27 protein-coding genes are annotated in these 24300 nt (G+C 73.6%); 16 read left to right on the top strand and 11 right to left on the bottom strand.

What is annotated here, in order from left to right; translation table 11 throughout:
• The first annotated feature begins 86 nt into the window (after window positions 1-86).
• The 6 genes from V7S47_RS09435 to V7S47_RS09410 are packed head-to-tail and all read left to right on the top strand — an operon-like array spanning window position 87 to window position 5594.
• The gene (locus tag V7S47_RS09435; RefSeq protein ID WP_336561319.1) at window positions 87-929 is read left to right on the top strand and encodes an STAS domain-containing protein; all 843 of its coding nucleotides are present in this window, start codon (window positions 87-89) and stop codon (window positions 927-929) included.
• Window positions 929-1327, top strand: a complete 399-nt coding sequence (locus V7S47_RS09430) for an STAS domain-containing protein (RefSeq protein ID WP_336561318.1) — start codon at window positions 929-931, stop codon at window positions 1325-1327. Before V7S47_RS09435 ends, V7S47_RS09430 begins: the two co-directional genes overlap by 1 nt.
• Window positions 1308-1721 carry an anti-sigma regulatory factor gene (locus V7S47_RS09425; protein WP_336561317.1) on the top strand — a complete coding sequence of 138 codons (414 nt, stop codon included), beginning with the start codon at window positions 1308-1310 and terminating at the stop codon, window positions 1719-1721. Before V7S47_RS09430 ends, V7S47_RS09425 begins: the two co-directional genes overlap by 20 nt.
• Entirely contained in the window at window positions 1718-2737 is a 1020-nt protein-coding gene (locus tag V7S47_RS09420; RefSeq protein WP_336561461.1) for a SpoIIE family protein phosphatase, read from the top strand. Before V7S47_RS09425 ends, V7S47_RS09420 begins: the two co-directional genes overlap by 4 nt.
• Window positions 2734-4077: an ATP-binding protein gene (locus V7S47_RS09415; RefSeq protein ID WP_336561316.1), complete on the top strand. Its 1344-nt coding sequence runs from the start codon at window positions 2734-2736 to the stop codon at window positions 4075-4077. The genes V7S47_RS09420 and V7S47_RS09415 overlap by 4 nt, the downstream gene beginning before the upstream one ends.
• Complete coding sequence (locus V7S47_RS09410) at window positions 4074-5594, top strand: SpoIIE family protein phosphatase (RefSeq protein WP_336561315.1); 1521 nt, start codon at window positions 4074-4076, stop codon at window positions 5592-5594. Before V7S47_RS09415 ends, V7S47_RS09410 begins: the two co-directional genes overlap by 4 nt.
• Here V7S47_RS09410 and V7S47_RS09405 read toward each other — a convergent pair.
• Genes V7S47_RS09405 through V7S47_RS09395 form a run of 3 tightly spaced genes read right to left on the bottom strand, consistent with a single transcriptional unit; the run spans window position 5582 to window position 8762 of the window.
• Window positions 5582-6493 carry a pseudouridine-5'-phosphate glycosidase gene (locus V7S47_RS09405; RefSeq protein ID WP_336561314.1) on the bottom strand — a complete coding sequence of 304 codons (912 nt, stop codon included), beginning with the start codon at window positions 6491-6493 and terminating at the stop codon, window positions 5582-5584. The two genes, V7S47_RS09410 and V7S47_RS09405, sit on opposite strands and share 13 nt — an antisense overlap.
• Window positions 6490-7554: a carbohydrate kinase gene (locus V7S47_RS09400; RefSeq protein WP_336561313.1), complete on the bottom strand. Its 1065-nt coding sequence runs from the start codon at window positions 7552-7554 to the stop codon at window positions 6490-6492. The genes V7S47_RS09405 and V7S47_RS09400 overlap by 4 nt, the downstream gene beginning before the upstream one ends.
• Window positions 7555-7556: 2 nt before the next feature.
• Complete coding sequence (locus V7S47_RS09395) at window positions 7557-8762, bottom strand: YibE/F family protein (protein WP_336561312.1); 1206 nt, start codon at window positions 8760-8762, stop codon at window positions 7557-7559.
• Window positions 8763-8799: 37 nt separating this feature from the next.
• On the opposite strand from V7S47_RS09395, the gene V7S47_RS09390 reads away from it, so the two are divergent.
• Window positions 8800-9195 (top strand): DoxX family protein, encoded by a 396-nt coding sequence (locus tag V7S47_RS09390; protein WP_336561311.1) that lies wholly within the window; start codon window positions 8800-8802, stop codon window positions 9193-9195.
• A 168-nt stretch (window positions 9196-9363) separates the two neighbouring features.
• Window positions 9364-9900: a VanZ family protein gene (locus V7S47_RS09385; RefSeq protein ID WP_336561310.1), complete on the top strand. Its 537-nt coding sequence runs from the start codon at window positions 9364-9366 to the stop codon at window positions 9898-9900.
• 67 nt (window positions 9901-9967) lie between these two features.
• Here the strand turns inward: V7S47_RS09385 and V7S47_RS09380 are convergent, their stop codons facing one another.
• Both V7S47_RS09380 and V7S47_RS09375 read right to left on the bottom strand, forming a co-directional pair.
• Window positions 9968-10444: a hypothetical protein gene (locus tag V7S47_RS09380; protein ID WP_336561309.1), complete on the bottom strand. Its 477-nt coding sequence runs from the start codon at window positions 10442-10444 to the stop codon at window positions 9968-9970.
• A 51-nt stretch (window positions 10445-10495) separates the two neighbouring features.
• Entirely contained in the window at window positions 10496-10867 is a 372-nt protein-coding gene (locus tag V7S47_RS09375) for a hypothetical protein (RefSeq protein WP_336561308.1), read from the bottom strand.
• A 23-nt stretch (window positions 10868-10890) separates the two neighbouring features.
• Between V7S47_RS09375 and V7S47_RS09370 the strand changes: the two genes are divergently transcribed.
• From V7S47_RS09370 to V7S47_RS09345, 6 genes are all read left to right on the top strand, one after another.
• A complete protein-coding gene (locus V7S47_RS09370; protein ID WP_336561307.1) occupies window positions 10891-11304 on the top strand; it encodes a hypothetical protein in 414 nt (137 codons plus the stop codon).
• Between the two features lie 65 nt (window positions 11305-11369).
• Window positions 11370-13448: an MMPL family transporter gene (locus tag V7S47_RS09365; RefSeq protein ID WP_336561306.1), complete on the top strand. Its 2079-nt coding sequence runs from the start codon at window positions 11370-11372 to the stop codon at window positions 13446-13448.
• A gap of 41 nt (window positions 13449-13489) precedes the next feature.
• Window positions 13490-14584, top strand: a complete 1095-nt coding sequence (locus tag V7S47_RS09360; RefSeq protein WP_336561305.1) for a sensor histidine kinase — start codon at window positions 13490-13492, stop codon at window positions 14582-14584.
• Complete coding sequence (locus tag V7S47_RS09355) at window positions 14581-15246, top strand: response regulator transcription factor (protein WP_336561304.1); 666 nt, start codon at window positions 14581-14583, stop codon at window positions 15244-15246. The genes V7S47_RS09360 and V7S47_RS09355 overlap by 4 nt, the downstream gene beginning before the upstream one ends.
• Window positions 15243-15632, top strand: coding sequence for an MmcQ/YjbR family DNA-binding protein (locus V7S47_RS09350; protein WP_244509259.1), 390 nt, complete (start codon window positions 15243-15245; stop codon window positions 15630-15632). Before V7S47_RS09355 ends, V7S47_RS09350 begins: the two co-directional genes overlap by 4 nt.
• Window positions 15633-15657: 25 nt before the next feature.
• Window positions 15658-16044, top strand: coding sequence for a PLDc N-terminal domain-containing protein (locus tag V7S47_RS09345; protein ID WP_336561303.1), 387 nt, complete (start codon window positions 15658-15660; stop codon window positions 16042-16044).
• Here V7S47_RS09345 and V7S47_RS09340 read toward each other — a convergent pair.
• Genes V7S47_RS09340 through V7S47_RS09320 form a run of 5 tightly spaced genes read right to left on the bottom strand, consistent with a single transcriptional unit; the run spans window position 16019 to window position 20181 of the window.
• The gene (locus tag V7S47_RS09340) at window positions 16019-16801 is read right to left on the bottom strand and encodes a MerR family transcriptional regulator (RefSeq protein ID WP_336561302.1); all 783 of its coding nucleotides are present in this window, start codon (window positions 16799-16801) and stop codon (window positions 16019-16021) included. The two genes, V7S47_RS09345 and V7S47_RS09340, sit on opposite strands and share 26 nt — an antisense overlap.
• A gap of 4 nt (window positions 16802-16805) precedes the next feature.
• On the bottom strand, window positions 16806-17594 hold the full coding sequence (locus tag V7S47_RS09335; protein WP_336561301.1) for an ABC transporter permease: 789 nt from the start codon (window positions 17592-17594) through the stop codon (window positions 16806-16808).
• The gene (locus V7S47_RS09330; RefSeq protein ID WP_336561300.1) at window positions 17591-18361 is read right to left on the bottom strand and encodes an ABC transporter ATP-binding protein; all 771 of its coding nucleotides are present in this window, start codon (window positions 18359-18361) and stop codon (window positions 17591-17593) included. Before V7S47_RS09330 ends, V7S47_RS09335 begins: the two co-directional genes overlap by 4 nt.
• A gap of 60 nt (window positions 18362-18421) precedes the next feature.
• Window positions 18422-19744 carry a hypothetical protein gene (locus tag V7S47_RS09325; RefSeq protein WP_336561299.1) on the bottom strand — a complete coding sequence of 441 codons (1323 nt, stop codon included), beginning with the start codon at window positions 19742-19744 and terminating at the stop codon, window positions 18422-18424.
• A complete protein-coding gene (locus V7S47_RS09320) occupies window positions 19744-20181 on the bottom strand; it encodes a hypothetical protein (RefSeq protein WP_139175412.1) in 438 nt (145 codons plus the stop codon). The genes V7S47_RS09325 and V7S47_RS09320 overlap by 1 nt, the downstream gene beginning before the upstream one ends.
• Before the next feature lie 434 nt (window positions 20182-20615).
• Between V7S47_RS09320 and V7S47_RS09315 the strand changes: the two genes are divergently transcribed.
• Window positions 20616-21020, top strand: a complete 405-nt coding sequence (locus tag V7S47_RS09315; protein WP_336561298.1) for a hypothetical protein — start codon at window positions 20616-20618, stop codon at window positions 21018-21020.
• A gap of 21 nt (window positions 21021-21041) precedes the next feature.
• Here the strand turns inward: V7S47_RS09315 and dnaB are convergent, their stop codons facing one another.
• A complete protein-coding gene (gene dnaB / locus V7S47_RS09310; RefSeq protein ID WP_244509276.1) occupies window positions 21042-22331 on the bottom strand; it encodes a replicative DNA helicase in 1290 nt (429 codons plus the stop codon).
• A 582-nt stretch (window positions 22332-22913) separates the two neighbouring features.
• Between dnaB and V7S47_RS09305 the strand changes: the two genes are divergently transcribed.
• Complete coding sequence (locus V7S47_RS09305; RefSeq protein WP_336561297.1) at window positions 22914-24284, top strand: MATE family efflux transporter; 1371 nt, start codon at window positions 22914-22916, stop codon at window positions 24282-24284.
• The last annotated feature ends 16 nt before the right edge of the window (window positions 24285-24300 follow it).

Below are 24300 nucleotides of genomic sequence, written 5' to 3'. Positions count from 1 at the left end.
CTCCTTCTCCCCCGCAGGTGGGTACTGCCGCTGGCGGCGGCCGTGACACGATTCACCGGTCAACAAGAAGTGAGGAGCACGCGCAGGTGTCTGAGGAAACGTACGACTGGGTCCGACTTCTCCAGGAGAACCGCGACGACGTCCTGGACCGCTGGACCGAGATCGTCCGCGGCAGCCTCGCCGGCCGGATGAGCGCCACGGAGTCGTCGCACGACCTCCGCGAGGTCCTCGACGCGCTGCTGGCCGGCCAGGGCAGCACCGACGTGCGGTCCCCGTCGTACGACGGTCTCCGCTCGCTGCTGGCGGAGCTGAGCCGGACCCGCGCGCGCCAGGGCTTCACGCCCACCGAGACCGCGGTCAGCGTCTTCGCGCTCAAGGAGGCCGTGCTCGGCCTGCTGCAGGCGTCGGGCGACCTGCGCGGCTACCGCGCCTTCGCCGACCTCTCCGGCCTGGTCGACGAGCTCGGGCTGTTCATGGTCGAGACCTACTCCGCGACGCGCGAGACGGTGATCGCCGAGCAGGCCGAGAGCCTGCTGGAGCTGTCGACGCCGGTGGTGAAGCTGTGGGACGGCATCGTCGCCCTGCCGCTGGTCGGCACCCTCGACTCCGCCCGCACCCAGGTGGTCATGGAGGCGCTCCTCCAGGCGCTCGTGGACACCGGCTCCGAGCACGCGATCATCGACATCACGGGTGTCGCGGCCGTCGACACCCAGGTCGCCCAGCACCTGCTGAAGACCGTGCAGGCCGCCCGCCTCCTCGGCGCCGAGTGCATCATCTCCGGCATCCGGCCGCAGATCGCCCAGACCGTCGTCGCGCTCGGGATCGAGTTCGGCGACATCCAGACCAAGGCCAACCTGTCCGACGCCATGCTGCTGGCGCTGCGCCGGTCCGGCCACGACGTCATCAAGACCGGACGGGGTCGCGGCTGATGGACCGGGTGCCGATCCTGCGCATCGGTGACGTGCTGCTGGTATCGATCCAGGTCGACCTTCAGGACGACATCGCCCTCGCGCTCCAGGACGACCTCAGCCAGCGGATCGTCGACACCGGCGCCAAGGGCGTGCTGATCGACATCTCCGCGCTCGAGATCGTCGACAGCTTCGTCGGCCGGATGATCTCCACGACCGCCGCGGTCTCGCGGGTCCTGGACGCCGAGACCGTCGTCGTCGGCATGCAGCCGGCCGTCGCGATCACCCTGGTCGAGCTGGGCCTCACCCTGAGCGGGGTCCGCACCGCCCTCGACGTCGACCGCGGTCTGGCCATCCTGGCCGGGCGCCAGAGCGGCGTGGTCGCCGAGGCGGACGACGATGACCAGCTCGACGACTGAGCCCACGACGTACGCCGTCGCCGCGGACGCCGACGTGGTCCGCGTCCGCCAGGCGGTGCGGGACCTGGCCGTGCAGGCCAAGTTCTCCCTGGTCGACCAGACCAAGCTGGTCACCGCCACCAGCGAGCTGGCCCGCAACACCCTCGTGTACGGCGGCGGCGGCGAGGCCCTGGTCGCCCTCCTCGACAAGGCCGGCCGGCCCGGGATCGAGATCTGGTTCCGCGACGAGGGGCCGGGCATCCCCGACCTGAACCTCGCGCTGACCGACGGCTGGACCAGTGGCGGCGGGATGGGTCTCGGGCTGTCCGGCGCCAAGCGGCTCGTGGACGACTTCGAGGTCGACACCGCTCCGGACCGCGGCACGCGGGTCCGGATCGTCAAGTGGAGACGATGACCTCGGCCGACGGGTCCGGTGTCGTCCACGACGACCTCTGGATCCCCGTCGACGAGACCGCAGCGGTCGCCGGCGCCCGGCGCCGGGCAGGTGCCCTGGCCACGGCCGCAGGGCTGTCGGCCGACCGGGTCGGCGAGGTCGAGATCGTCGTCAGCGAGCTGGCGACCAACGTGGTCAAGCACGGCGGCGGCGGGGACCTGGTGCTCCGCCGCCTGCCGGAGGCCGACGGTGGCGGCCTCCAGGTCGTGGCGGTCGACGCCGGCCCGGGCACCCGTCACCTCGAGGCGATGGCCGGGGACGGCCGGTCGAGCGCCGGCACGCTGGGCGTCGGCCTCGGCGCCGTACGGCGGCTCTCGGCGCGCGTCGGCATGTGGTCGGCCCCGACCCGCGGCACCGTCGTGGTCGCCGGCCTGACCGCCGACGGCAGCGACCACGAGCCGCTGGTGGCCGAGCTGCGCCGGCCGCTGCGCGGCGAGACGGTCTGCGGCGACGCGGTCGGGCACCGCGAGGTCGACGGCCGCACCCTGTTGGTGGTCGCCGACGGCCTGGGGCACGGGCCCCTCGCGGCGCAGGCGTCGTCTCGCGCCCTGGAGGTCTTCCACACGGCCTCGTCCACGTCGCCCGCCGACCTGGTGCGGCGGATGCACCAGGCCCTGTCGGGCACCCGCGGCGCGGCGATCGTGGTCTGCCTGGTCGACCCGGCTCGGCGGACCCTGGTGCACGCCGGCGTGGGCAACGTCAGCTGTCGGCTGGTCGGGGGACGCCGGGCGCGCTGGCTCCCGTCGCAGCCCGGCATCGTCGGGCACAACCTGCCCCGCGTGCAGGAGCAGCCGGTCGACCTGGACGACTCCCAGCTGGTGGTCCTGCACAGCGACGGCCTGACCGAGAAGTGGTCGCCCGAGGACCTGCCCCCCGTCACCCGGCACGGCGCGACCGTGGTGGCCGCGGCGCTGCTGCGGGACGCGGGCACGCGCCGCGACGACGCGAGCGTGCTGGCGATGCGGGTCAGCGCATGAGCCCGCAGCACGACCTGACCACGCTGGTCCTGGCCGAGGACGCCGACGTCTTCACGGCCCGCCAGCTCGGCCGCGAGCTGGCGAGCTCGCTCGGTCTCGACCGGCTGGACGCGACCCGGGTCGCCACCGCGATCAGCGAGCTCTCCCGGGTCGCCGTGGCGGTCGGCGGCGGCCGGGTCACGTACGCCGTGCGCGAGTCCGGGGAGCTGGTCGCGGTCGTGCGCGCCGCCGCGGGTCTCGGGCCGGACGACGAGAGCGTCCGGGCGGCCACCCGGCTGGTCGACTCGCTCGTCCACGAGCGCCAGGGCGACCACGTGACGGTGGTCGTCACGAAGGTGCCGCCCACGCCGTCCGTGCTCTCCCCCGCGCAGGTGCAGCAGCTCCGCGGGCGGGTGAGCCTCCACGACCAGAGCACCCCGATCGAGGAGCTGCGCCAGCAGCACGCCGAGCTGGTCTCGGTCCTGGAGGAGGTGCGCGCCAAGAACGTCGAGCTGGAGACCCTGAACCGGGAGCTCGAGGAGACCAACCACGGCGTGATGGCGCTCTACCACGAGCTGTCGGGCGAGCTCGAGCGCACCAACCAGGGCGTGGTGGCGCTCTACGCCGAGATCGACGACAAGAACGACCGGCTGAGCGCGGCCAGCGAGGCCAAGAGCCGGTTCCTGCGCAGCATCAGCCACGAGCTGCGCACGCCGGTCAACTCCGTCCTCGGGCTGACCCGGCTGCTCACCGACCCCGGGGCGGGCAGCCTCAGCCCGGAGCAGGCCGAGCAGGTCGGCTTCATCCGCACCAGCGCCACCGACCTGCTCGGGTTGGTCAACGAGCTGCTCGACCTGGCCAAGGCCGAGTCCGGTCGGCTGGTCCCCGACCCGCAGGACCTCGTCCTGCGCGAGCTGTTCGACGACCTCGCGAACATGACCGGCCCGCTGCTGCGCGACGGCGTACGCCTCGTGGTCGACGCGGGCGGGCCCGGCGCCGTCGTGCACACCGACCCCGACATGGTCCGGCACGTGCTGCGCAACCTGCTCAGCAACGCCGCGAAGTTCACCGAGGCCGGCACCGTCACCCTCGCGGCCGACCAGGACGCCGACGGGACGACGATCAGCGTCACCGACACCGGGGTGGGCCTGACCGAGGAGGACCGCGAGCGGGTCTTCGAGGAGTTCTTCCAGGCCCGCACCCCCCTCCACGCCACGGCCCGCGGCACCGGCCTCGGCCTGCCCTTCGCGCTCGGGGTCGCCCAAGCCCTCGGCGGCGACATCGAGGTCACCAGCACCCCGGAGCTCGGCAGCCGGTTCGCCCTCCGCCTGCCCCTGCGGCCGCCGGAGCCCGCCCCGTGAGCACCCCGACCGTGCTGGTCTGCGACGACACCCCGGCCAAGCGCTACGTGCTCGCGAGCTGGCTGCGGCGCTCCGGGTACGGCGTGGTCGAGTGCGACACCGCCGCCGGCGCCCTCGAGCTGCTGCACCACGAGCCGGTCGACCTCGCCGTGCTCGACATCCACCTGCCGGACGGCAACGGCCTGGACATCACGCGCGCGCTCCGCGCCGACCCGGTCCTGGCCTCGACCCCGGTCGTGCACGTGTCCGCGGTGGCGATGGAGACCTCCGACAAGGTGACCGCGCTGGACCAGGGCGCCGACGCCTACCTGGTCGACCCGATCGAGCCGGAGGAGCTGCTCTCGACGGTGCGGGCGCTGCTGCGCTCCTTCGGCGCCCGCCGCGACGCCGAGCTGCTCGCCACCCGGCTCGGCCGACTCAACCGCGCCGTCGTCCGGCTGCACGTGGCAGCCAGCCCGGCCCGGCTCGCCGAGGCCAGCGCCCGGGCCGCCGCCGAGGTGGTCGGCGGGGCCGCCGCGGCCCAGCTCGTCGACGACCAGGGCACCGCCTGGCGGACCGTCGTCACCGGGCCGGAGTCCGACGCCGTCGCGACGTCGACCGCGCTCCCGGACCCCGACCCGGAGGCCTGGACCGACCGGCTGCCCACCGTCGCCGGCGGCTGGACCAGCTGGGCGATCGCGACCGACCGCGGGGCGATCGGGGCGGTCGCCGTACCGGCTGCCGGGCCGGACGACGACGAGGACCAGGTCGATGTGCTCCTGCAGCGGCTGGCCCAGGCGACCGCGGTCGCGGCCGAGAACCTCCGGGCGCTCGAGCTCGAGCACCGCACCGCCCTGATGCTCCAGCGCAGCCTGCTCCCCGGTGTGCTGCCCGAGCCCGAGGGCCTGGTCCTGGCCGCGCGCTACCGCGCCTCCCAGCAGCAGGCCGAGGTCGGGGGCGACTTCTTCGACGCGTTCGAGGTCGACGGCCGCTGCCTCCTGGTCATCGGCGACGTCCAGGGCCACTCGCTCGAGGCGGCGGTGGTGATGGCCGAGCTGCGCTACTCCCTGCGCGCCTACGCGTACGACGGCCACGGCCCGGAGGCCGTCGTCGACCGGCTCGACCGGCTCCTGGACCGCTCCGGCTCCGGCCTGATCGCCACCATCGCCGTGCTCGCGGTCGCCGCCGACCGGCGCTCGGTCGAGGTCGTCTGCGCCGGCCACCCCGCCCCGCTGCTCGTGCGGTCCGGCACCGCCCGCCCCGTCGAGGCCCGCGGCCCGCTGCTCGGGGCGATGATCGGCGGGCACCCGTCGACGACGTACGAGCTGGAGGCGGGTGACCGCCTGCTGCTCTTCACCGACGGCCTGGTCGAGCGCCGCCGCGAGCCGATCGACGTCAACATCGACCGGCTGGCGGCCCAGGCGGCCTCGGCCGGCGGCTCGCCCGAGGAGCTCGCCGACGCCCTGGTCGCGACCTGGGGCGACAGCGAGGACGACGTCGCGCTGCTGGTCGTCGACGTGCTGGGTCAGCCCGCGTAGGCCGCCGCGATCGCCGCACCGAGGCGGGCGTTGGCGCGCACCAGCGCGATGTTGGCGGTGAGGCTGGCGCCACCGGTGATCTCCACGATCCGACCCAGGAGGTACGGCGTCGCCTCCTTGCCGTGGATGCCGAGCGCGTCCATGTCGGCCAGGGCCTGGTCGATGATCCCGCCGATCTCGGCGGCCGGGATCTCGTCCTCGACCGGGATCGGGTGCGCGACGACGACGCCGCCGCCCAGGCCGAGGTCCCACTTGGCCCGCAGGACCGCGGCGACCTGCTCGGGGCCGTCGACCCGCATCGGGGCGGCGTGGCCGCTGGAACGGGAGTAGAAGGAGGGGAACTCGTCGCTGCCGTCGACCAGCACCGGGACACCGAGGGTCTCCAGCGTCTCGAGGGTGAGCCCGATGTCGAGGATGCTCTTCACGCCGGCGCTGACGACGGCGACGTCGGTCTGGCCGAGCTCGGTGAGGTCGGCGCTGATGTCGAAGGTCTGCTGGGCGCCGCGGTGCACGCCGCCCAGGCCGCCGGTGACGAACACCTTGATGCCGGCGAGGGCCGCCAGCCGCATGGTCGCCGCGACGGTGGTGGCGCCGTGCAGGCGGCGGGCGACGACGTACGGCAGGTCGCGGACGCTGACCTTGGTGACGTCGCCGTGGCTCGCGAGCAGCTCCAGGTCCTCGGCGCTCAGCCCGATCCGCGGCGTGCCGTCGAGAACGGCGATGGTCGCTGGGACGGCGCCGTGCTCGCGGACGATGCCCTCGACCTCGGTGGCCATCGCGACGTTCTGCGGGTAGGGCATCCCGTGGCTGATGATCGTGCTCTCGAGCGCGACGACCGGCCGGCCCTCGGCGAGCGCGTCGGCCACCTCCGGGGTCACGGTCAGCATCGGGTGGGTCATGCGTGTCTCCTGACGAGGCGGTCGGTGAGGTCGGGACGGACGGTGTGGGTGCTGGCGACGGTGAGGGCGGCCGCCGCGTGCCCGTACGACGCGGCCGCGACCTCGTCCTCGCCGGCCAGCACGGCGTGGCAGAAGGCGGCGAGCATCGCGTCGCCGGCGCCGGTGACGTCGACGACCTCGGCGGCGGGGACGGCGGGGATGCGGTGGACGCCGGTCGGCCCGCTGAGCAGCGACCCCTCCGCGCCGAGGCGGACCCAGACCCAGGTCACGCCGCGCGCGTGCAGGGCGTCGGCGTCGCCGCCGAGCGCCGCGAGCTCGTCGCGGTTGGGCGTGACGGCGTACACCGGTCGGCTGGGGTCGAACAGGTCCCGCAGCTTCTCGGCCTTCGGCACGCTGACCGGCTCCAGGACGACGCGTACGCCGGCGGCCGCGGCCAGGTCGAGGGCGTAGCCCAGCGTCGGCGCGGCCAGGTTGCCGTCGAGGACCACCAGGCTCGCGGCGGCGACCAGGTCGCGGGCGGCGTCGACGTCGGCCGGGGCGAGCTCGTCGGTCGCGCGCATGTCGGCGACGGCGACCACCAGCTCGCCGTCGGCGTCGAGGACCGCGGTGTAGGTGCCGGTGCCGTGCGGGCTGCGCAGGACGTGCTCGACCCGGACGCCCGCGTCCGAGGTGGCGGCCAGGACCTGGTCGCCGAGCGGGTCGGCGCCGACCGCCGCCACCAGGTGGGTGCGGGTGCCGAGGCGGGCCAGGTTCTCGGCGACGTTGCGGCCGACCCCGCCGGCGGCGAGCGCGGAGTGGCCGGGGTTACTGGTGCCGGGCCGGGCGCTGCGGGCGCTGCGCGCCTTGACGTCCATGTTGGCGCCGCCGATCACCACGACCGAGGGCCCGTCGCCGAGCACGTAGCCGCGTCCGAGGATCACGCCCTTCTTGCCCAGGTTGGACAGGTGCACGTTGACCGCCGCGCGGGTGGTGCCGAGCGCGTCCGCGAGGGCCGCCGAGCCGAGCAGCGGGTCGCGGCGCAGCAGGGCGACGATCTCGCTCTCCCGCTCGGTCAGGCTCACCCTTAGGAGACTAAGGCATCCTTATCGGAATTAGAAGTGGGGGCCGGGACCGTGGCGACGGCGATCGCGGTCGTGACGGGGACGGCGAGGACCAGGCCGATGCTGGTGGCCAGCGTGCGGACCACCTCCTGGGCGATCTCCTCGGTGGCCAGCAGGTCGACGACCGGGAGGCCGTAGAGCTCCAGGACCAGGAGCACGGTCAGCGCCGTGCCGGCGTAGGCGAAGACGATCGTGTAGATCGTCGAGGCGATGTGGTCGCGACCGATCCGCATGCCGCTGGCGAACAGCCGCGACCGGCTCATCCCCGGCGCGGCCCCGCGCAGCTCCCAGACCGCGGAGGCCTGGGTGATGGTGACGTCGTTGAGCACGCCGAGCCCCGCGATGATCACGGCGCAGGTCATCAGGCCCGAGAAGTCCAGGTCGGGCGCGAAGCCCGACAGCACCGTCGAGCCGTCGTCGCCGATGCCGCTGAGGCTGGTCGCGCGCACGGCCAGCCAGCCGACGACCGCCGTGAGGGCGACGCCGACGTGGGTGCCGGCCAGGGCCGCGCTGGTCCGGATCGAGAACCCGTGGGTCGTGAAGAGGACGACGTACATGATCGCGGCGGAGCCGACCAGCCCGACCGCGATCGCGGGCTCGCCGACCAGCAACGCGGGCAGCACGAACTGCAACAGCACCAGACCCGCGAAGCCCAGCCCGACCAGGGCCAGCACGCCGCGCAGCCGGGCCACCGCGACCACGACCAGCGCGAACAGGCCGACCATGATCCAGATCGGCCGGGTCCGGTCGACGCCGAACCAGCTCACCCGGTCCGGCTCGCCCGTCGCGCCCGGCGTGACCACCAGCCGGACGGTGTCGCCGGCCCCGAGGTCGGAGTCGAGGACCTGCGGCGGCACCTGCAGGCCGACCTCCTCGCCGTCGTACGACACCACCAGCTGGTCGGCCTCGGTGCGGACCACCTCGGCGGTCGGGAACTCCACCCCCGGCGCCGCGAACGGCACCGAGCTGGTCAGCTCGTCGACCTTGCCGCCGTCCGGCCACAGCTGCCAGACACCCACCGCGGTCACCACCGCGACCAGCGCCAGGAAGGCCAGCAGGACCGTCCGCGGGCCGCGGCCGATGCGCAGGTCGGGGGCGTCGTGGGTGTGCGAGTGGCCGGCGTGGTCGTCACGTCGGCGCTCACGTCGGTGGGAGTGAGCGCCGGCCATGGGAGTCATTCTCCCCGGCGGTGGCTACCGTGCCTCCATGAGGCTCGCCCGCACCGTCGCCCGCGTCGCCCTCGGCTCGATCATGGTCGGTGCCGGGGTGACCCACCTGACCTCCGCCCGCCAGGAGTTCCGGGCCCAGGTGCCGGACTGGTTCCCGGTCGACGCCGACGCGGTGGTCCTCGCCTCGGGCGTCGTCGAGATCGGCCTCGGCGCCGCCTTCGTCGCCCTCCCGAAGCACCAGCGCACGGTCGGCGCGCTGCTCGCGCTGTTCTACGTCGCGATCTTCCCCGGCAACATCGCCCAGTACGTCGAGCACACCGACGCCTTCGGCCTCGACACCGACACCAAGCGCTTCGTACGGCTGTTCTTCCAGCCGGTGCTGGTCCTCTGGGCGCTGTTCGGTGGCGGCTTCGGACGCGACCGCAGGAGCTGAGCCCGTCCGGGATCCGGCTCGGCCACCCCCCGACCGGTACCTCCGGCGGGCGATCCGGTACCCCAGGCCGATGAGACGGGTCCGTGCCAGTCGAGATGATCTCCGTCGTCGGCACCCGGCCGATCAGTCGCGTCTGCCGAGCTCGCTCGGAGATCGGAGGAGGTGGCGTTGTTCGCCGAGGTCCCCGTCCTGCCCGTCGTCGTTCCGCTCGCCGCGGCCGTCCTCGCCGTGTCGTGGTGGCACCTGCAGCGACGCGCTCTGCTGACCCTGCCCCGGGCCGCCGTGGCGCTCGTCGTCAGCGTCTACGCCGCGGGGATCGTCGCCAACACCCTCTTCCCGATCTTCCTGGACAAGCCCACCAGCAACGTCCCGTGGACCCAGTTCATCAACCTCACGCCGATCGCGGGCTATGAGGCCGCCGATGCGGTGATGAACATCTGCGTCTTCGTGCCGCTCGGCGTACTGCTGTCCCTGGCCGTGCCCCGGTGGTCCTGGTGGCGCGTCCTGGCCGCGACGGCCGCTCTGAGCCTGTCCATCGAGGTCAGCCAGTACGCGACCGCCCACCTCCTCGGAGGTGGCCACATCGCCGACGTCAACGACCTCGTCTTCAACGTGATCGGCGGCGCCCTCGGCTGTCTCCTGCTCGGCGCCCTCTCGCGGGCCAGGATCCTCGCTCCCTCGATCCGGAGGTTCCGCTGGTCCTGAGGGGGCCAGGTAGCCCCCTCTGCCTACTGCTGATCGGGTCGGCGCGGCCAGCCCGACGGATCGATCCTCAGCCCCGCGACTCCAGCACGGCGACGTAGTCGGCGACGACGTTCAGCACCTCGGTCACCGCCGCAGCGAGCTCGTCCCCGACCAGCTCGGCAGACTGGAGCTCCGGCCGGTCGACGGGCGTGGCGAGCAGTGCGCGGAGACCCGCCACCTCGTCCGGGTCGAGGTCGTAGTCGTCCCACACCGCGCCGAGCGTGACGAGCAGCTCGGAGCGCCCCCAGCCGGGCTCGGCCGGGAGGACCTCTGCGGCGGCGTCGATCCAGCGCGGGTTCCGCGCCTCCGCCTCGTCGCCGACGATCGTGAAGAGCATCATCGCGGCGGAGGCCGCGGCCGGGTGCATCTCGTCGACGGCGTCGTAGGGCAGCGCCACGGCGCGGGCGACGAATCGTGCGGCGCGCTCCTCGTCGTCCGCGGCCAGCGCCTTGGCGGCCTTGCGGAGCAGGTTGTCCGCCGCCTCCCGGGCGGCCTCGCCGATCACGGGCGCGACGCTACCGGCCGCCCGCCACCTCACCGGTACGACGGCCCCGGGTCAGCCCCCGTAGTCCCCGTCCTCCAGCCCCGCCTCGATCTCGAACCGGTTCTGCGACCCGCGGTGCCGCAGCTCCTCGAGCCAGTAGCGGAACGGGAAGCTCAGGCCGTGGCGCGCCCACTGCTCGGCGTGCACGGCCTCGTGCCGGAGCATCGCCGCGTCCGGCTCGCGGCGAGCCAGGTAGACCCCGGCGTACGACGTCCCGGCCCGGACGGCGCCGAGCGGGACGCCGACCGCCACGAAGATGCCGGCCGCCTCGTCGAAGCGCACCGGTCGGCGCCACAACCGGGCCCAGGCCAGCGCCAGCACGGTGACCAGCAGGGCCTGGCGCGACCCGCGCGCGGCCCGGCGACGCTGCTCACGGGTGCTCACCATCCCCATGGTGGACTGGGAGCGTGAGCGACTCCACCCCGCCCCGCCCCGCCGAGCTGGTGCTGCAGGCGGTGACGACCGTGGCGTGGATCGCCGTGCCGGACTACGTCACCCGTCCGTGGCCGCGCCGGGTGACCCGGCTGGCGATCCTGGCCGGCACCACCGGCGCCTACCTCCTGCTGGAACGGCCCTCCCACGAGGAGCCGGACCTGCCCGATGGTCCCCCCTCGAAGCTCGCGGTCGCCAAGGTCACCGCCGCCGTGGTCGCCTCGTTCGCGACCGCGCGCGGGACCAAGCGGCTCACCGCGGCCGCCGTACGGCGTCTCGAGGCGCGAGGCGTACGACGCCCGTGGACCGTCGCCGGGGTCGGCATGGCCGCAGTGACGGCGGGGATGCGGGCCGCGGATGCTCGCCGCGTCGTACTCCACCGGGAGTAGGCGCCCCGCCGACTGCCTCCTCCGGGCGGACGCGCCGGACCCCCACGGACGGCGAGGGTCGTGGCATGAAACCAGTCGAACGGCTCCTCACCACGATCCACGCCTTCCCGCGGCGCTCGCTCGCCGCGATCCTCCTCTTCGTCGCCCTGGCCGGTGTGATCGGCGGCCCGGTCGCCGGCGCGCTGCAGAGTGACGGCGGCTTCGCGCCGGCCGACGCCGAGTCCGCCCGTGCGGTCGAGCGGATCGAGGCGGCCACCGGCCAGCAGGCCTCGGCCGGCCTCGTGCTCCTGGTGGAGCCGGCCGCCGACGCCGGGGCGGTCGCCGACGCCCTCGCCGGGATCGACGGCCTGGCCGAGGTGACCCCGGGCGGGACGTCGACCGACGGCTCGTCCGCCCTGGTCCTCGGCACGGTCACCGCCGGCGTCGACGACGAGGCGGTCGCCCACGACGTCGTCGAGGCCTTCGCCGACGACGAGGCGGTGACCGTCGGCGGGTCCGCGGTCGCCGGGCTCCAGCTCGGCGCGCAGGTCGAGCAGGACCTCACCCGCGCCGAGCTGCTCGCCCTGCCGATCCTGGTGCTGCTCTCGATCCTGATCTTCGGCGGCCGCGCGGCGGTCCTGCCCCTGGTCGTCGGGATCGCGACCGTGCTCGGCACCTTCCTGGTGCTCACCGGCGCCAACCAGGTCTACGGACTCAGCATCTTCGCCCTGAACCTGGTCATCGGCCTCGGGCTCGGCCTGGCCATCGACTACAGCCTGTTCCTGCTGAGCCGCTACCGGGAGGAGCTGCAGCGCCAGGGCCCGACCGCCGCCGCGGTCCGTACGACCATGGCCACCGCCGGGCGCACCGTCGTCTACTCCGCCGCGACCGTCGCGGTCGCGCTGGCCACCCTGGCCGTCTTCCCGATGGGCTTCCTGCGCTCGATGGGCATCGCCGGCGCCGCGGTCGCGGTCGTCGCGGCGGTCGCCTCGCTGCTGATCGCCCCCGCGATCTTCGGCCTCTGGGGGGCCCGACTGGCCCGCCGTACCCGGGGTGAGGCGGCGACCGAGGGCCGCTGGTACCGCTTCTCCCACGCCGTCATGCGCCGCCCCGGCCTGGTCGCCACCGGCACCGCCGCGGTGATGCTGGTCCTGGCCGCCCCGGCCCTCCAGGCCAGCTGGACCCCGGTCGACGGCACCGTCGTCCCCACCGACCTCAGCGCCCGCATCGTCAGCGACACCCTCGAGGCGGAGTACGACGGCGACGCCGGCACCCCCGTCACCGTGGCCATCGGCAGCGACGACCCGGCGGAGGTGGCCGCGTTCGCCACCGATGCCTCCGCACTCCCGGGCGTGCTCGCACCGGCCCAGGCGACCGAGCTGGGCAGCGGGGTCTGGCAGCTCGACCTCGTCGTCGACGGCGACCCGGCCGGCAACGCCGCCCAGGACGTGGTCGCCGAGGTGCGCGACCTGGCCGGCAGCACCGGGGCCGACGCCCTCGTGACCGGGCCGGCCGCAGAGTTCGTCGACCAGCAGGCCGCGATCGCCGACAGCCTTCCGCTCGCGGTCGGGCTGCTCGTCGTGCTCACCATGCTCGTGCTCTGGCTGATGACAGGCTCGGTGGTGCTGCCGGTCAAGGCGGTGGTGATGAACGTCCTGACGGTCGGCGTCGCCCTCGGCGCGATCGCCTTCATCTACCAGGGCGGGCGGCTGACCGGCCTGCTCGGCTACACGCCCAACGGCGGCATCGAGCCCACCAACTTCCTGGTGGCCGCCGCGCTGGTCTTCGCCCTCTCGACCGACTACGGCGTCTTCCTCCTCGGCCGGATCAAGGAGGCCCGCGACTCCGGCCTGACCGAGCGCGAGGCGGTCGCGACCGGCCTGGGCCGCACCGGCGGCATCGTGACGGCGGCCGCGATCCTGCTCGCCGTGGCCATCGGGGCCTTCAGCACCAGCGAGATCTCCTTCATGCAGCAGATCGGCATCGCGACCGCGGTCGGCGTCCTGGTCGACGCGTTCGTCGTCCGGTCGCTGCTGGTGCCGGCCCTGATGGGCCTGATGGGCAAGTGGAACTGGTGGGCGCCGATGTGGCTGCGCCGGGTCCACGACCGGGTCGGCCTCTCCGAGGGCGAGAAGCCGGTCGACCGCCTGGTGCTCACCCCGTGACAGCCCCCCGAACCGGGTCGCCCGCGACTACCGTTGCGCGGGTGACCCGGTTCGGCCTGACGCGCCTCGACGCCGCCCTCGCCGCCCTGTGCGCGGGGGCGATGCTGGTCGAGCTGTGGGTCGGACCCAAGGCCGAGCCGAGCGTGCTCGCCGTGGTGACCATCCTCGCCGCCTCCCTCCCCGTCCTGGTACGACGGCGCTGGCCGGTCGGCACGTTCGTCGCGGTCCTCGCGCTGCTGTTCCCGGTGATGGAGACCTGCAGCGTCTACAACACGATCCCCACCCCGGCCGTGATCTGCGCCTTCACCCTGGCCGATCAGCGCGGCCGTCGTACGGCGGCGCTGGTCGCGGCCCTCGCGCTGCCCCTCACGCTCGTGATCCTGCAGATCTACAGCCCGCACGTGCTGCTCAGCTGGCCGACGGCGAGCTACCTCGCGGCGGTCGGGCTGCCGTTCGCGCTCGGCGTCGCCAACCACGAGCGCCGCGCCTACACCGCGGCGCTGGTCGAGAAGGCCGGGTCGGCGGAGCGGCTGCGGATCGCCCGCGACGTCCACGACGTCGTCGCCCACGCCATGGTCAGCATCAACGTCCAGGCGGGGGTCGGGGCGCACCTGATCGACCGCGACCCGGCCCAGGCGCACGCCGCGCTGCGGGCGATCAAGCAGGTCAGCGGCGACGCGCTGACCGACCTGCGCGCGGTCCTCGGCGTCCTGCGCGACGCCGAGGCCGGCGCCGACGGCGTCGCGCTGCCGGTGCAGCGGCTCGCCGACCTCGCCGACCTGGAGGGGACCGGCCTCCGGCTGAGCGTCGACATCGACGACGCGGCCCGGGCGCTCCCGGCCTCGGTCGACGCGACCGGCTTCCGGATCGTCCAGGAGGCGCTGACCAACACCCTCAAGCACTCCGGTACGACGTCCGCGCGGGTGCGGGTCACCCGCCAGGGGGACCACGTGGTCATCGAGGTCGTCGACGACGGCGGCAGCGCCCCGGCGCCGCTGCGGGCCACGGGCACCGGGGCCGGCGTGGCGGGCATGCGCGACCGTGCCGTCGCGGTCGGCGGCTCGCTGGAGGCCGGACCGCGCCCCGAGGGCGGCTGGCGGGTCGCGGCCACGCTGCCCGTCGAGGTGTCGGTGTGATCCGGGTGCTGCTGGTCGACGACCAGGCGCTGGTGCGCGCCGGCTTCCGCGCGCTCCTCGACTCCGACCCCGACCTGCAGGTCGTCGGCGAGGCCGCCGACGGCGAGGAGGCGGTCCGGCTGGCGACGGAGACGGCCCCCGACGTCGTGCTGATGGACGTCCAGATGCCCCGCGTCGACGGCCTCGCGGCCACCGCGCGGATCACCGGCACCGCGGCGCTGGCCGCCACCAGGGTGGTCGTGCTGACCACCTTCGAGCTCGACGAGTACGTCTTCGGCGCCCTCCGCGCCGGCGCCTCCGGCTTCCTGCTCAAGGACATCGAGCCGCAGGCGCTCCTCGACGCCGTACGCCTGGTCCACGACGGCCAGGCGCTGCTGGCCCCGCAGGTCACCCGCCGCCTCATCGAGGCGTACGTCGCCGCGCCCGCGACGCCGGTCCCCGCCCCGCCGGTCGCGCTCCCCGACCTGACGCCGCGCGAGCGCGAGATCCTCGCCCTGGTCGGCCGCGGCATGTCCAACCACGAGATCGCCGCGCACCTGGTGCTGTCGCCGCTGACGGCCAAGACCCACGTGTCCCGGATCCTCACCAAGCTGGGCGCCCGCGACCGCGCGCAGCTGGTCGTCACCGCCTACGAGGCCGGCCTCGTGAGCGCCGGCTCGTGAGCCGCCCGGACGTCCCGGCCGCCTGGGTACGACGCATCGCCGCCGTCCTCGAGGCACTGCCCGAGTGCGAGCGGGTCGAGGCCTGGGTCGGCGTGCAGTGGCAGGTGGCGTCGAAGAGCGTCGCGCACGCGTTCGGCGGCGAGGACGGGCTGGTCCGGATCACCTTCCGCGCCGAGCCCGACGAGGTGATGGCCTTCCAGCACCTCGGGGCGCCGTACTTCCGGGCCGGCTACGGCCGCGACGTCGTGGGCCTGGTGCTCGACGACGGCACCGACTGGGACGAGCTGGCCGAGCTGCTGACCGACGCCTACTGCCTGCGCGCGCCCGAGCGGCTCGCGACCCTCGTCCCGCGGCCGCCCTCACCCGGTTCGGGTGGCCCGCCCTGAGCGGAGACGGGCCACGATCGCGCCCATGGACTCGTTCTGGGACTTCTTCTGGTTCACCGTGTCGTTCTTTCTGCTGATGGCCTACCTGGTGGTGCTCTTCCAGGTGATCACCGACCTCTTCCGGGACCGCGACACCAGCGGCCTGGTCAAGGCCGTCTGGGTCTTCTTCCTCGTCGTCCTCCCGCTGCTCACCTCGCTGGTCTACCTGGTCGCCCGTGGCCAGGGGATGGCGGAGCGCAGCGCGGCCGCGGCCCGCCGGGCGCAGGACGCCACCGAGGACTACATCCGCTCGGTCTCGGCCGGCTCGACGTCGCCGGCCGACGAGATCGCCCGAGCCAAGGCGCTGCTGGACGAGCGGGTGATCGACCAGCGCGAGTTCGAGGGGCTCAAGGCCCGGGCGCTGGCGGGGTAGCGGGCTCGATCCGGATCCACCCGGTCCAGCCCCGCTCCGCGAGGAGCTCCCGCAGCCGCTCGACCAGCGGGTGCGAGGCGTCCGCCCAGGCGTCGAGCAGGTCCACGACCGTGTCGTCCGACATGGCCGTGACGTCGCCGGTCCCTCCCCCGGCGACGTACTCGGCCATCTGCTGGGCCATCAGGTCGGCCAGCTCGACCAGCCGGTCCTCGTCCAGGCCGTGCTCGATCAGCTCGCCGAGGATCCGGTAGAGGCGCACCGTGCGCGGGTCGTCGAGCTGGGCGTTCTTGTCCGCCATGAAGGAGCCCATCTGCTCGGGCCAGCGCGCGGCGATGACGATCCAGGCGTCGCGCTCGCCCGCCACCATCGCCTCCGGTACGCCGAGGGATCGCAGCCGGTCGAGGTACGCGACGACCGCGGGCGGCAGCGCGAGGCTGTCGCCCGCGGCCAGCCGGGCGATCCGCCGGCGGTGCTCCTGCAGCTCGCGCACCTGGGCCCGCAGCCGCCGGTCGAGGTCGGCCACCGCCGCCGCGAACTCCTCCTCGCCGGCCTCGAGCAGGTCCTGCACCCGAGCCAGCGGCACCCCGGCCTCGGCCAGCGTGCGGATCCGGACCAGGCGTACGACGTCCGGCGCCGTGTAGGTGCGGTAGCCGGAGGCGTCCCGCTCGGGCTCGGGCAGCAGCCCGACCTGGTGGTAATGCCGCACGGCGCGGATGGTCACCCCGGAGTACGCCGCCAGCTGGCCGATCGTCAGCACGCGCTCAGCCTGCCCGAGCCGCCGTGAAGAGGCGACGCGCCCCGGCGTACGACGCGACCGTGATCAGCACGCACCAGGCGACCGCCCACCCGGCCGCGTCGCCCGGCGAGGTCCCGGCCAGGCAGGCGCGGAGGGTGTCGATCATCGGGGTGAACGGCTGGTTCTCGGCGACCCAGGCCAGGCCGGCCGGCATGGTGTCGGTCGGGACGAATCCGCTGGAGAGGAACGGGAGCAGCACCAGGAACATCGGGGTGTTGCTCGCCGTCTCGACGCTGCCCGCGGCCAGGCCGAGCAGCAGGCAGAGCCAGGTGAACGCGACCGTCATCAGCAGGAGCAGGCCGAGCGCGCCCAGCCAGCCGCCGGGCCCGGCCTCCGGCCGGTAGCCGAGCAGCAGCGCGACGCCCAGCACCACGACCAGTGCGACCGCGGTCTGCACGAGCGCGCCGAGCACGTGACCGGTCAGCACCGACGCCTTCGCGATCGGCAGGGTGCGGAACCGGTCGATGATCCCCTCGGTGGCGTCCTTCGCGATGTGGATGGCGGTGCTGAGCGCCACCGAGGCCACCGTCATCACCAGGATCGCCGGCGAGATGTAGTCGAGGTAGTCGGCGCGTCCGTCGCCGCCCGGGAGTCCGGCGCCCATGGTGCCGCCGAAGACGTAGACAAAGAGCAGCAGCAGGAGCACCGGCTGCGCGATCAGCATGATCGTCAGCGACGGGTAGCGGCGCAGGTGCTTGAGCTGGCGGCCCAGCATCGTGGCCGAATCGCGAGCGGCGAGAGTCATCGTGCTCATCGGGCCGCCTCCTGGTCCGGCTCCGGCGTGACGCCGTGCCCGGTCAGGGCGAGGAACACGTCGTCGAGCGTGTCGCCGCCGGCCCGGGCCTTCAGCTCCGCCGGCGTCCCCTCGGCGACCAGCCGGCCGCCGTCGAGCAGCCCGACGGTGTCGGCGAGCTGGTCGGCCTCCTCGAGGTACTGGGTCGTCAGCAGCACCGTCACCCCGTCGGCCACCAGCTCGCGCACGATCCGCCACAGGTCGCGGCGGCTGCGCGGGTCCAGCCCGGTGGTCGGCTCGTCGAGGAAGATCACCTGCGGCCGGGCCACCAGCGTCATGGCCAGGTCGAGGCGCCGCTTCATCCCCCCGGAGTACGTCGCCGCCCGCCGGTCGGCCGCCTCGGTCAGGTCGAAGCGCGCCAGCAGCCCCTCGACCCGCGCGGCCCCCGCGGACCGCGGCAGGTGGGCCAGGGCGGCCATGAGGCGTAGGTTCTCGCGGCCGGTCAGCAGCTCGTCGATGGCGGAGAACTGACCGGTCAGCCCGATCGCGCGGCGGACGCCGTCGGGCTCGCGACGAACGTCGTACCCGGCGACGCGGGCGGTGCCCGCGTCAGCAAGGGTGAGCGTGGACAGGATGCGGACCAGGGTGGTCTTGCCGGCGCCGTTGGGCCCGAGCAGGGCGTAGACGGTGCCGGTCGGCACGGTGAGGTCGATGCCCGTCAGGACGGCGTGGTCGTCGTACGACCTGGCGATCCCGGCGACCTCGATCGCGGTGGTGGAAGGGGTCATGCGAGCAGCGTGCGGGGTTGACGCTGCGTCAGGGTCAAGCCCCTTCCCGCACCGTGCTTGCTACTCGAGCACCTGCGGTGCTGCGTCCTCGATCTCGTCCACCCAGTCCTCGGTGAACTCCGACCCCTGACGCTGGGCCTCGCGGTCCTTCGCCTTGCCGGACCGGCCACCGGCCCCGGCACCGGACGCGGCACCGGCCCGTGAACCGGCCTTGCCCGCACCCGCGGCGGCTCCGGCCCGTCGTCCGCCGGCCTTCCCCGCTCCGCCGGCGGTGCGCGCGCCGCCCGCCTGCCCGGTGCCGGCCACGGGCCCGCGGCCGAGAGCGCCGCTGGTCCCGGCCCGGCCGCCCGCGCCGATCTGCCGGGCACTCCCGGCACCGGCCGACCGGCCGGTCGGGCTGCCGGCACTGCCGGTCGGGACCGCCGTCGGTCCGCCGCGCAGACCACCGGCGGCGAGAGCACCGGCGCCGATGCCGGCGGCACCGGCCGCGGCACCCGCGCCGAGCCCGCCGGCCGACGCGGCCGGCGTCGGGCTGCCGAGCGCACCCGGACCGCCCGCGCCCGGTCCAGGCGTGACGGGGGTGTCCCCGGGGCCGAGAGCGCCTCCGCCCCCGCCGCCGCCCGGAGGCAGGGGTGTCGTGGGAGTCGTGGGAGTCGTCGGGGTCGTGGGGTTGGGCTGTTCGGTCTCCTCCGGCACAGGCACCTCGGTCGATCCGTCCCCGCCGCCCGAGCCGTTCCCGCCTCCGCCTCCGCCCCCGCCTCCGCCGACGTGGACAGGAGGAGTCGATCCTCCGCCGACCGGCGTCCGTCCACCGGGTCCGGGCTGCTTCTCGTCTCGCGGAGGCGGCGGGATCTCGGTGTCGGGGACGCCGTGGATCTTCTTCATCGTCTCGGCGGACGCGTCGTAGGTCAGGTCGAGCTGGTCCGCGGCCTTGCGGAAGGCCTCTTCGCGGTCGGCCACCGCACGCTCGTACGCCTTCTGGTCGGCGCGGTCCTTGGCCTCGGCCCGCAGCGCCTCCTCGGACCCCGGGTCGGGGTGCGGCTTGGTCACCGGCGCCTTCGGGGCGTCGGACTCGCCCTTCCGCACAGCCTCGGCCGCGTAGACCGCCATCGCCGCGTTCGCGAGGGCCGTGCCCCCGTCGGTGAGGTGTTGGGCGCGCTTGCGCATCCCGGCGGCGCTCTCGTCGAAGGCCTTGTGCATGGCCTCGGCCGTCAGGTGCCCGAGCTCTCCGGGCTCCACGGGCATCCGGGCGTTGGCCAGGTCGTCGGCGATGTTGTTGAGCAGGGCGGCGCAGTCCGCCCACTCCTTGGCATCGGCGTCGATGAGCTCGGGCTTCGCACCACCGAGCGCCTGCTGGAGTCGGAGCTCCTGGGGTCCGGCCATCAGGAATCTCCCTCGTCGTCGGAGCCGGCGAGGTCCTCGGGGGACGGAGCCGCGCAGGTCGTGGGCTGCTGGTTGCGGAAGTCGGTGCCGCCGGCGCAGTCGAGGGCGGCATCCGTGCGCTGCTGGATGCGCGTGGTATCCACCTGTGCGGTGTCGTCGGCGTCGACGACGAAGCGGCCGAAGTCGCGCACCCCGAGGTGGAAGTTCTGCAGTCCCGCGACCATCTCGTTGAGAGCCTCGACGACGTGCTGGTGGGCGGTCGAGGCGTGGTGGTCGAGGTTGGCACCCGCGCCGGAGCCGCCGAACTTGCCGGCGGAGGCGTTCACGGGCTGCTGGCGACTGAGCTTGGTCGAGTCGACCTCCAGCATCCGTTCGATCTTCGCGAGCAGCGCCTCGTCGACGCCGACTCCGCGCAGGATGTCCACAGCAGCGAGCATGGCGGTGCCTCCTCATCGAGCCCCGGGATGGTGACCTTCGGCTGTCCAACGCGGGCGAACGGGACGGGTCACGGCTGACGTGTCTGGAGATTCCCGGGACGGTGTGCGACCAAACCTGCGCGGGTATGCCTCCTCCATCGGATGTGAGACGACCCACTCGGGAGAGCGAGAGCTGCGTGAAACGACGACCTGGACCACTGCCTGCGGGGCGCCCTCGCCGCGCGCTCCGTACGACCGCCGGGTCGGTGCTCGTCGTACCGCTGCTGCTGGCTGGCTGCAGCGACAGCAGCTCCAGCCCCGAGGCCGACCCGACCGCCAGCTCGTCGGCCGCCGCGCCTCCCACGACCTCACCTGACGAGTCGGCGAGTACGACCCCGTCCACTTCGCCGACCCCGCCTCCGTCGACGGCACCGCCGGTGGATCCGAGTCGGCTGATGGTGGAGGAGGACGTCACGTTCACCTTCCCGGAGGGCTGGACGGTCGAGGAGAGCAACGTGTCGGCCGACATCTCTTCGGCGACCGACGGGACCACCGGGAGCCGGGTGTCGCTCAGCGACTCCCCCGACAGCGCCGCCCCCTCGCTCGACCAGGCCGCCGAGAACGCCCTGAAGGCCTACGACGACCCGGCCCTGAAGCGCGTGGAGAACGTCACGATGGGCGGCGGCGCCGAGGCCTACCAGATCCGCGGCAAGCGGGGGATGGCCGACTTCTGGGAGTTCGGCACCATCCACAACGGAGCTCGCGTCTACCTCGGCTTCACCCTCGCGCCGATGCTGTCGGCCCGGGAGAAGCGGGAGCTGATCGACTCAGTCCTCGCGTCCGCGCAGTGGGCGGCCTGACAGACGAGCCGTCGTTGACGCTCAGTGGGCCATGTCGACGAACCGCGAGTAGTGGCCCTGGAAGGCGACGGTGATGTCGCGGGTGGGGCCGTTGCGGTGCTTGGCGACGATCAGGTCGGCCTCGCCGGGGCGGGTCGACTCCTTCTCGTAGACGTCGTCGCGGTGGAGCAGGATGACCATGTCGGCGTCCTGCTCGATGGAGCCGGACTCACGCAGGTCGCTGACCATCGGCCGCTTGTCGGCACGCTGCTCGGGACCACGGTTGAGCTGGGAGAGCGCGATGACCGGGACCTCGAGCTCCTTGGCCAGGAGCTTGATCTGGCGGGAGAACTCCGAGACCTCGAGCTGGCGGGACTCGACCTTCTTGCCCGACGACATGAGCTGGAGGTAGTCGATCACGATCAGCCGGAGGTCGTGGCGCTGCTTGAGGCGCCGCGCCTTGGCCCGGATCTCCATCATCGTCATGTTGGGTGAGTCGTCGATGAACATCGGGGCCGACGAGACCTCGCCCATCTTGCGGGCCAGCTTCACCCAGTCGTCGTCGGTCATGTTGCCGTTGCGGATGTGGTTGAGCGGCACCTTGGCCTCGGCCGAGAGGAGTCGCATGGTGATCTCGGCGCGCGTCATCTCGAGGCTGAAGAAGCAGCTGGCCAGGTTGTTGTGGATCGACGCGGCACGGCAGAAGTCGAGGGCCAGGGTCGACTTGCCCATGGCGGGACGTGCCGCGACGATGATCATCTGACCGGAGTGGAGACCGTTGGTGAGCTCGTCGAAGTCGGCGAAGCCGGTCGGGACGCCGTAGATGCCGGACTCACGGTTGCTGATCGCCTCGATCTCGTCGAGGACGCCGGTCATGATCTCGCTCAGCGGCGCGTAGTCCTCGCCGGTGCGCTTGTCGGCGACCTTGTAGACCTCGGCCTGGGCCTGGTCGACGACATCGTCGACCTGACCCTCGCCGGCGTAGCCGATCTGGACGATCTTGGTGCCGGCGTCGACCAGCCGGCGCAGGATCGCCTTCTCGCGCACGATCTCGGCGTAGTAGCCGGCGTTGGCCGCGATCGGGACGTTGGCCGAGAGCGTGTGGAGGTACGACGCGCCGCCGATGCGCTGGAGCTCGCCGCGACGCTGGAGCTCGGCGGCGACGGTGACCATGTCGACCGGCTCGCCTCGCCCGTAGAGATCGATGATGCCGTCGTAGATGGTCTCGTGGGAGGGGCGGTAGAAGTCGGTCCCGCGGATGTTCTCGGTGACGTCGGCGATGGCGTCCTTGGAGATGAGCATCGCGCCGAGCACCGACTGCTCGGCGGCCATGTCCTGGGGCGGGGTGCGGTCGCCCGGCGAGGTCGGTCGCTCGCCCGGGGCGTACGAGACGGGGCCGTCGCCCCAGTCCTCGAACGACGGCTCCGGGAACTCTCGGCCGGACTGCTCGGTGACGCTCAACGTGCCCTCCCACGATCGTGCCCGGATCGACCTCGGATGATGGTGCCGAGGGTAGGGACGACCACCGACAGCGGCCGCCGCGGGCGACGACGACCGGGGGACCGTACGACGTTCGCCTGGCCCGGCGACACCACCTTGTCCACAGGACCTGGGGATAACTCGGTCGGGGGCGTGGACGACACGCACGGAGATGTGCACAGGATGGGGAGGACGCTGTGGACGACACGCCGCGCGAGGCCGCCATCACCGCTCTGACCTGCGTAAACACGCTTCTCCACGTGTGGATGAAGAAATTCTTCTCGCAGCCTCGTTCACCTGACCGACATCTGGACGTAGCCCGTCGCCATGTCGACAAAGCGCCCGGTCCGACACTCCGTCCACAGGGTGATGTGGGTTATCCACCGCCTCCGGTGACTAGTCACGTCGGGGTCAGAAGCGGCGCGTGGTCCTTACATGACTAGGCTCTCCCGGGTGCGGCGCGCTCACGACCGGGAGATCCTGCGGCTCGCCGTACCCGCGTTCCTGGCGCTGGTCGCCGAGCCGCTGTTCCTGCTCTCCGACGCGGCGATCGTCGGCCACCTCGGCACCCCCGAGCTCGCCGGACTCGGCGTCGCCGCCGTGGTCCTGCAGACCGTGGTCGGGCTGTGCGTCTTCCTGGCCTACGGCACCACGGCCGGTGTCGCCCGCCGGCTCGGGGCCGGCGACCGGCGCGGGGCGCTCGCCCAGGGGGTCGACGGCCTCTGGCTCGCCGTGGTCATCGGCGCCGTCGCGACCGTCGTCGGCATCGCCGCCAGCGGACCGGTCGTCGCGGTCTTCGACCCGTCGCCGGTGGTCGCGGACCATGCGACGACGTATCTGCGCATCGCCTTCCTCGGGACCGTCCCGCTGCTGATCATGCTCGCCGCGACCGGGGTGCTCCGGGGCCTCCAGGACACCCGCACCCCGCTGGTCGTCGCCGTCGGTGGCAACGCGCTCAACATCGTGCTCAACCTGCTGCTCGTGTACGGCGCCGGCCCGGTGGCCGGCCTGGGCCTGCCCGGGTCGGCCATCGGCTCGGTGCTCGCCCAGGTCGCGAGCGCGGCCGCGCTGCTGACCGTGGTGGTCCGTGGCGCCCGACGCGAAGGGGCGTCGCTGCGGCCGCACGTCGCGGGCATCCGGGCCGCCGGGCGGGCCGGGGTGCCGCTCGTCGTCCGCACCCTCACCTTGCGGGCCGCGCTGCTGGTCACGACGTACGCCGTCACCCTCGGGGCGGTCGACGCCACCGACTCGTCGGTCGACCTCGCCACCCACCAGCTGGCGCTCACCCTGTGGACCTTCCTGGCCTTCGTGCTCGACGCGATCGCCATCGCCGCCCAGGCGATCACCGGCCGGCTGCTCGGCGCCGGCGACGCGACCGGGACCCGGGAGGTCACCCGGCGGATGGTGCAGTGGGGCGTCGGCAGCGGGGTGGTGACCGGGGTGCTGCTCGCCGCGGGCAGCCCGCTGCTCGGCCATCTCTTCACCGGCGACCCGGCGGTGCGCGACGCGCTGGTGCCCGTGCTGGTGGTCGCCGCGCTCGCCCAGCCGATCGCCGGCGTGGTCTTCGTCCTCGACGGCGTGCTCATCGGTGCCGGCGACGGGCGCTACCTGGCTCGGGGCGGGGTGGTCACGCTGGTCGTCTACGCGCCGGTCGTGCTCCTGGTCGCGGGCCTCGCCGGTGGCGGGCTGGTCGCCGTCTGGCTGTGCTTCGCCTTCCTCTTCATGGGCGCGCGCCTGGTGGTCCTGCTGCACCGCGCCCGCGGTGACGCCTGGCTGGTCACCGGTCCAGACCGGTCGAGGCTCTGAGCACTCCGCCGTAGCC

This window comes from Nocardioides sp. CCNWLW216, from assembly GCF_037120545.1.
Taxonomy (GTDB): domain Bacteria; phylum Actinomycetota; class Actinomycetes; order Propionibacteriales; family Nocardioidaceae; genus Nocardioides; species Nocardioides lianchengensis.
This window is presented reverse-complemented; position numbering and strand designations above follow the sequence as displayed.

What these genes read in the sequence shown, in the direction of transcription:
- V7S47_RS09430 (WP_336561318.1), top strand. Translation starts at nt 929, where the DNA reads ATGGACCGGGTGCCGATCCTGCGCATCGGTGACGTGCTGCTGGTATCG.
- V7S47_RS09425 (WP_336561317.1), top strand. Translation starts at nt 1,308, where the DNA reads ATGACCAGCTCGACGACTGAGCCCACGACGTACGCCGTCGCCGCGGAC.
- V7S47_RS09420 (WP_336561461.1), top strand. Translation starts at nt 1,718, where the DNA reads ATGACCTCGGCCGACGGGTCCGGTGTCGTCCACGACGACCTCTGGATC.
- V7S47_RS09415 (WP_336561316.1), top strand. Translation starts at nt 2,734, where the DNA reads ATGAGCCCGCAGCACGACCTGACCACGCTGGTCCTGGCCGAGGACGCC.
- V7S47_RS09405 (WP_336561314.1), bottom strand. Translation starts at nt 6,493, where the DNA reads ATGACCCACCCGATGCTGACCGTGACCCCGGAGGTGGCCGACGCGCTC.
- V7S47_RS09395 (WP_336561312.1), bottom strand. Translation starts at nt 8,762, where the DNA reads ATGGCCGGCGCTCACTCCCACCGACGTGAGCGCCGACGTGACGACCAC.
- V7S47_RS09390 (WP_336561311.1), top strand. Translation starts at nt 8,800, where the DNA reads ATGAGGCTCGCCCGCACCGTCGCCCGCGTCGCCCTCGGCTCGATCATG.
- V7S47_RS09365 (WP_336561306.1), top strand. Translation starts at nt 11,370, where the DNA reads ATGAAACCAGTCGAACGGCTCCTCACCACGATCCACGCCTTCCCGCGG.
- V7S47_RS09345 (WP_336561303.1), top strand. Translation starts at nt 15,658, where the DNA reads ATGGACTCGTTCTGGGACTTCTTCTGGTTCACCGTGTCGTTCTTTCTG.
- V7S47_RS09335 (WP_336561301.1), bottom strand. Translation starts at nt 17,594, where the DNA reads ATGAGCACGATGACTCTCGCCGCTCGCGATTCGGCCACGATGCTGGGC.
- V7S47_RS09330 (WP_336561300.1), bottom strand. Translation starts at nt 18,361, where the DNA reads ATGACCCCTTCCACCACCGCGATCGAGGTCGCCGGGATCGCCAGGTCG.
- V7S47_RS09325 (WP_336561299.1), bottom strand. Translation starts at nt 19,744, where the DNA reads ATGGCCGGACCCCAGGAGCTCCGACTCCAGCAGGCGCTCGGTGGTGCG.
- V7S47_RS09320 (WP_139175412.1), bottom strand. Translation starts at nt 20,181, where the DNA reads ATGCTCGCTGCTGTGGACATCCTGCGCGGAGTCGGCGTCGACGAGGCG.
- V7S47_RS09315 (WP_336561298.1), top strand. Translation starts at nt 20,616, where the DNA reads ATGGTGGAGGAGGACGTCACGTTCACCTTCCCGGAGGGCTGGACGGTC.
- dnaB (WP_244509276.1), bottom strand. Translation starts at nt 22,331, where the DNA reads ATGGCCGCCGAGCAGTCGGTGCTCGGCGCGATGCTCATCTCCAAGGAC.
- V7S47_RS09305 (WP_336561297.1), top strand. Translation starts at nt 22,914, where the DNA reads ATGACTAGGCTCTCCCGGGTGCGGCGCGCTCACGACCGGGAGATCCTG.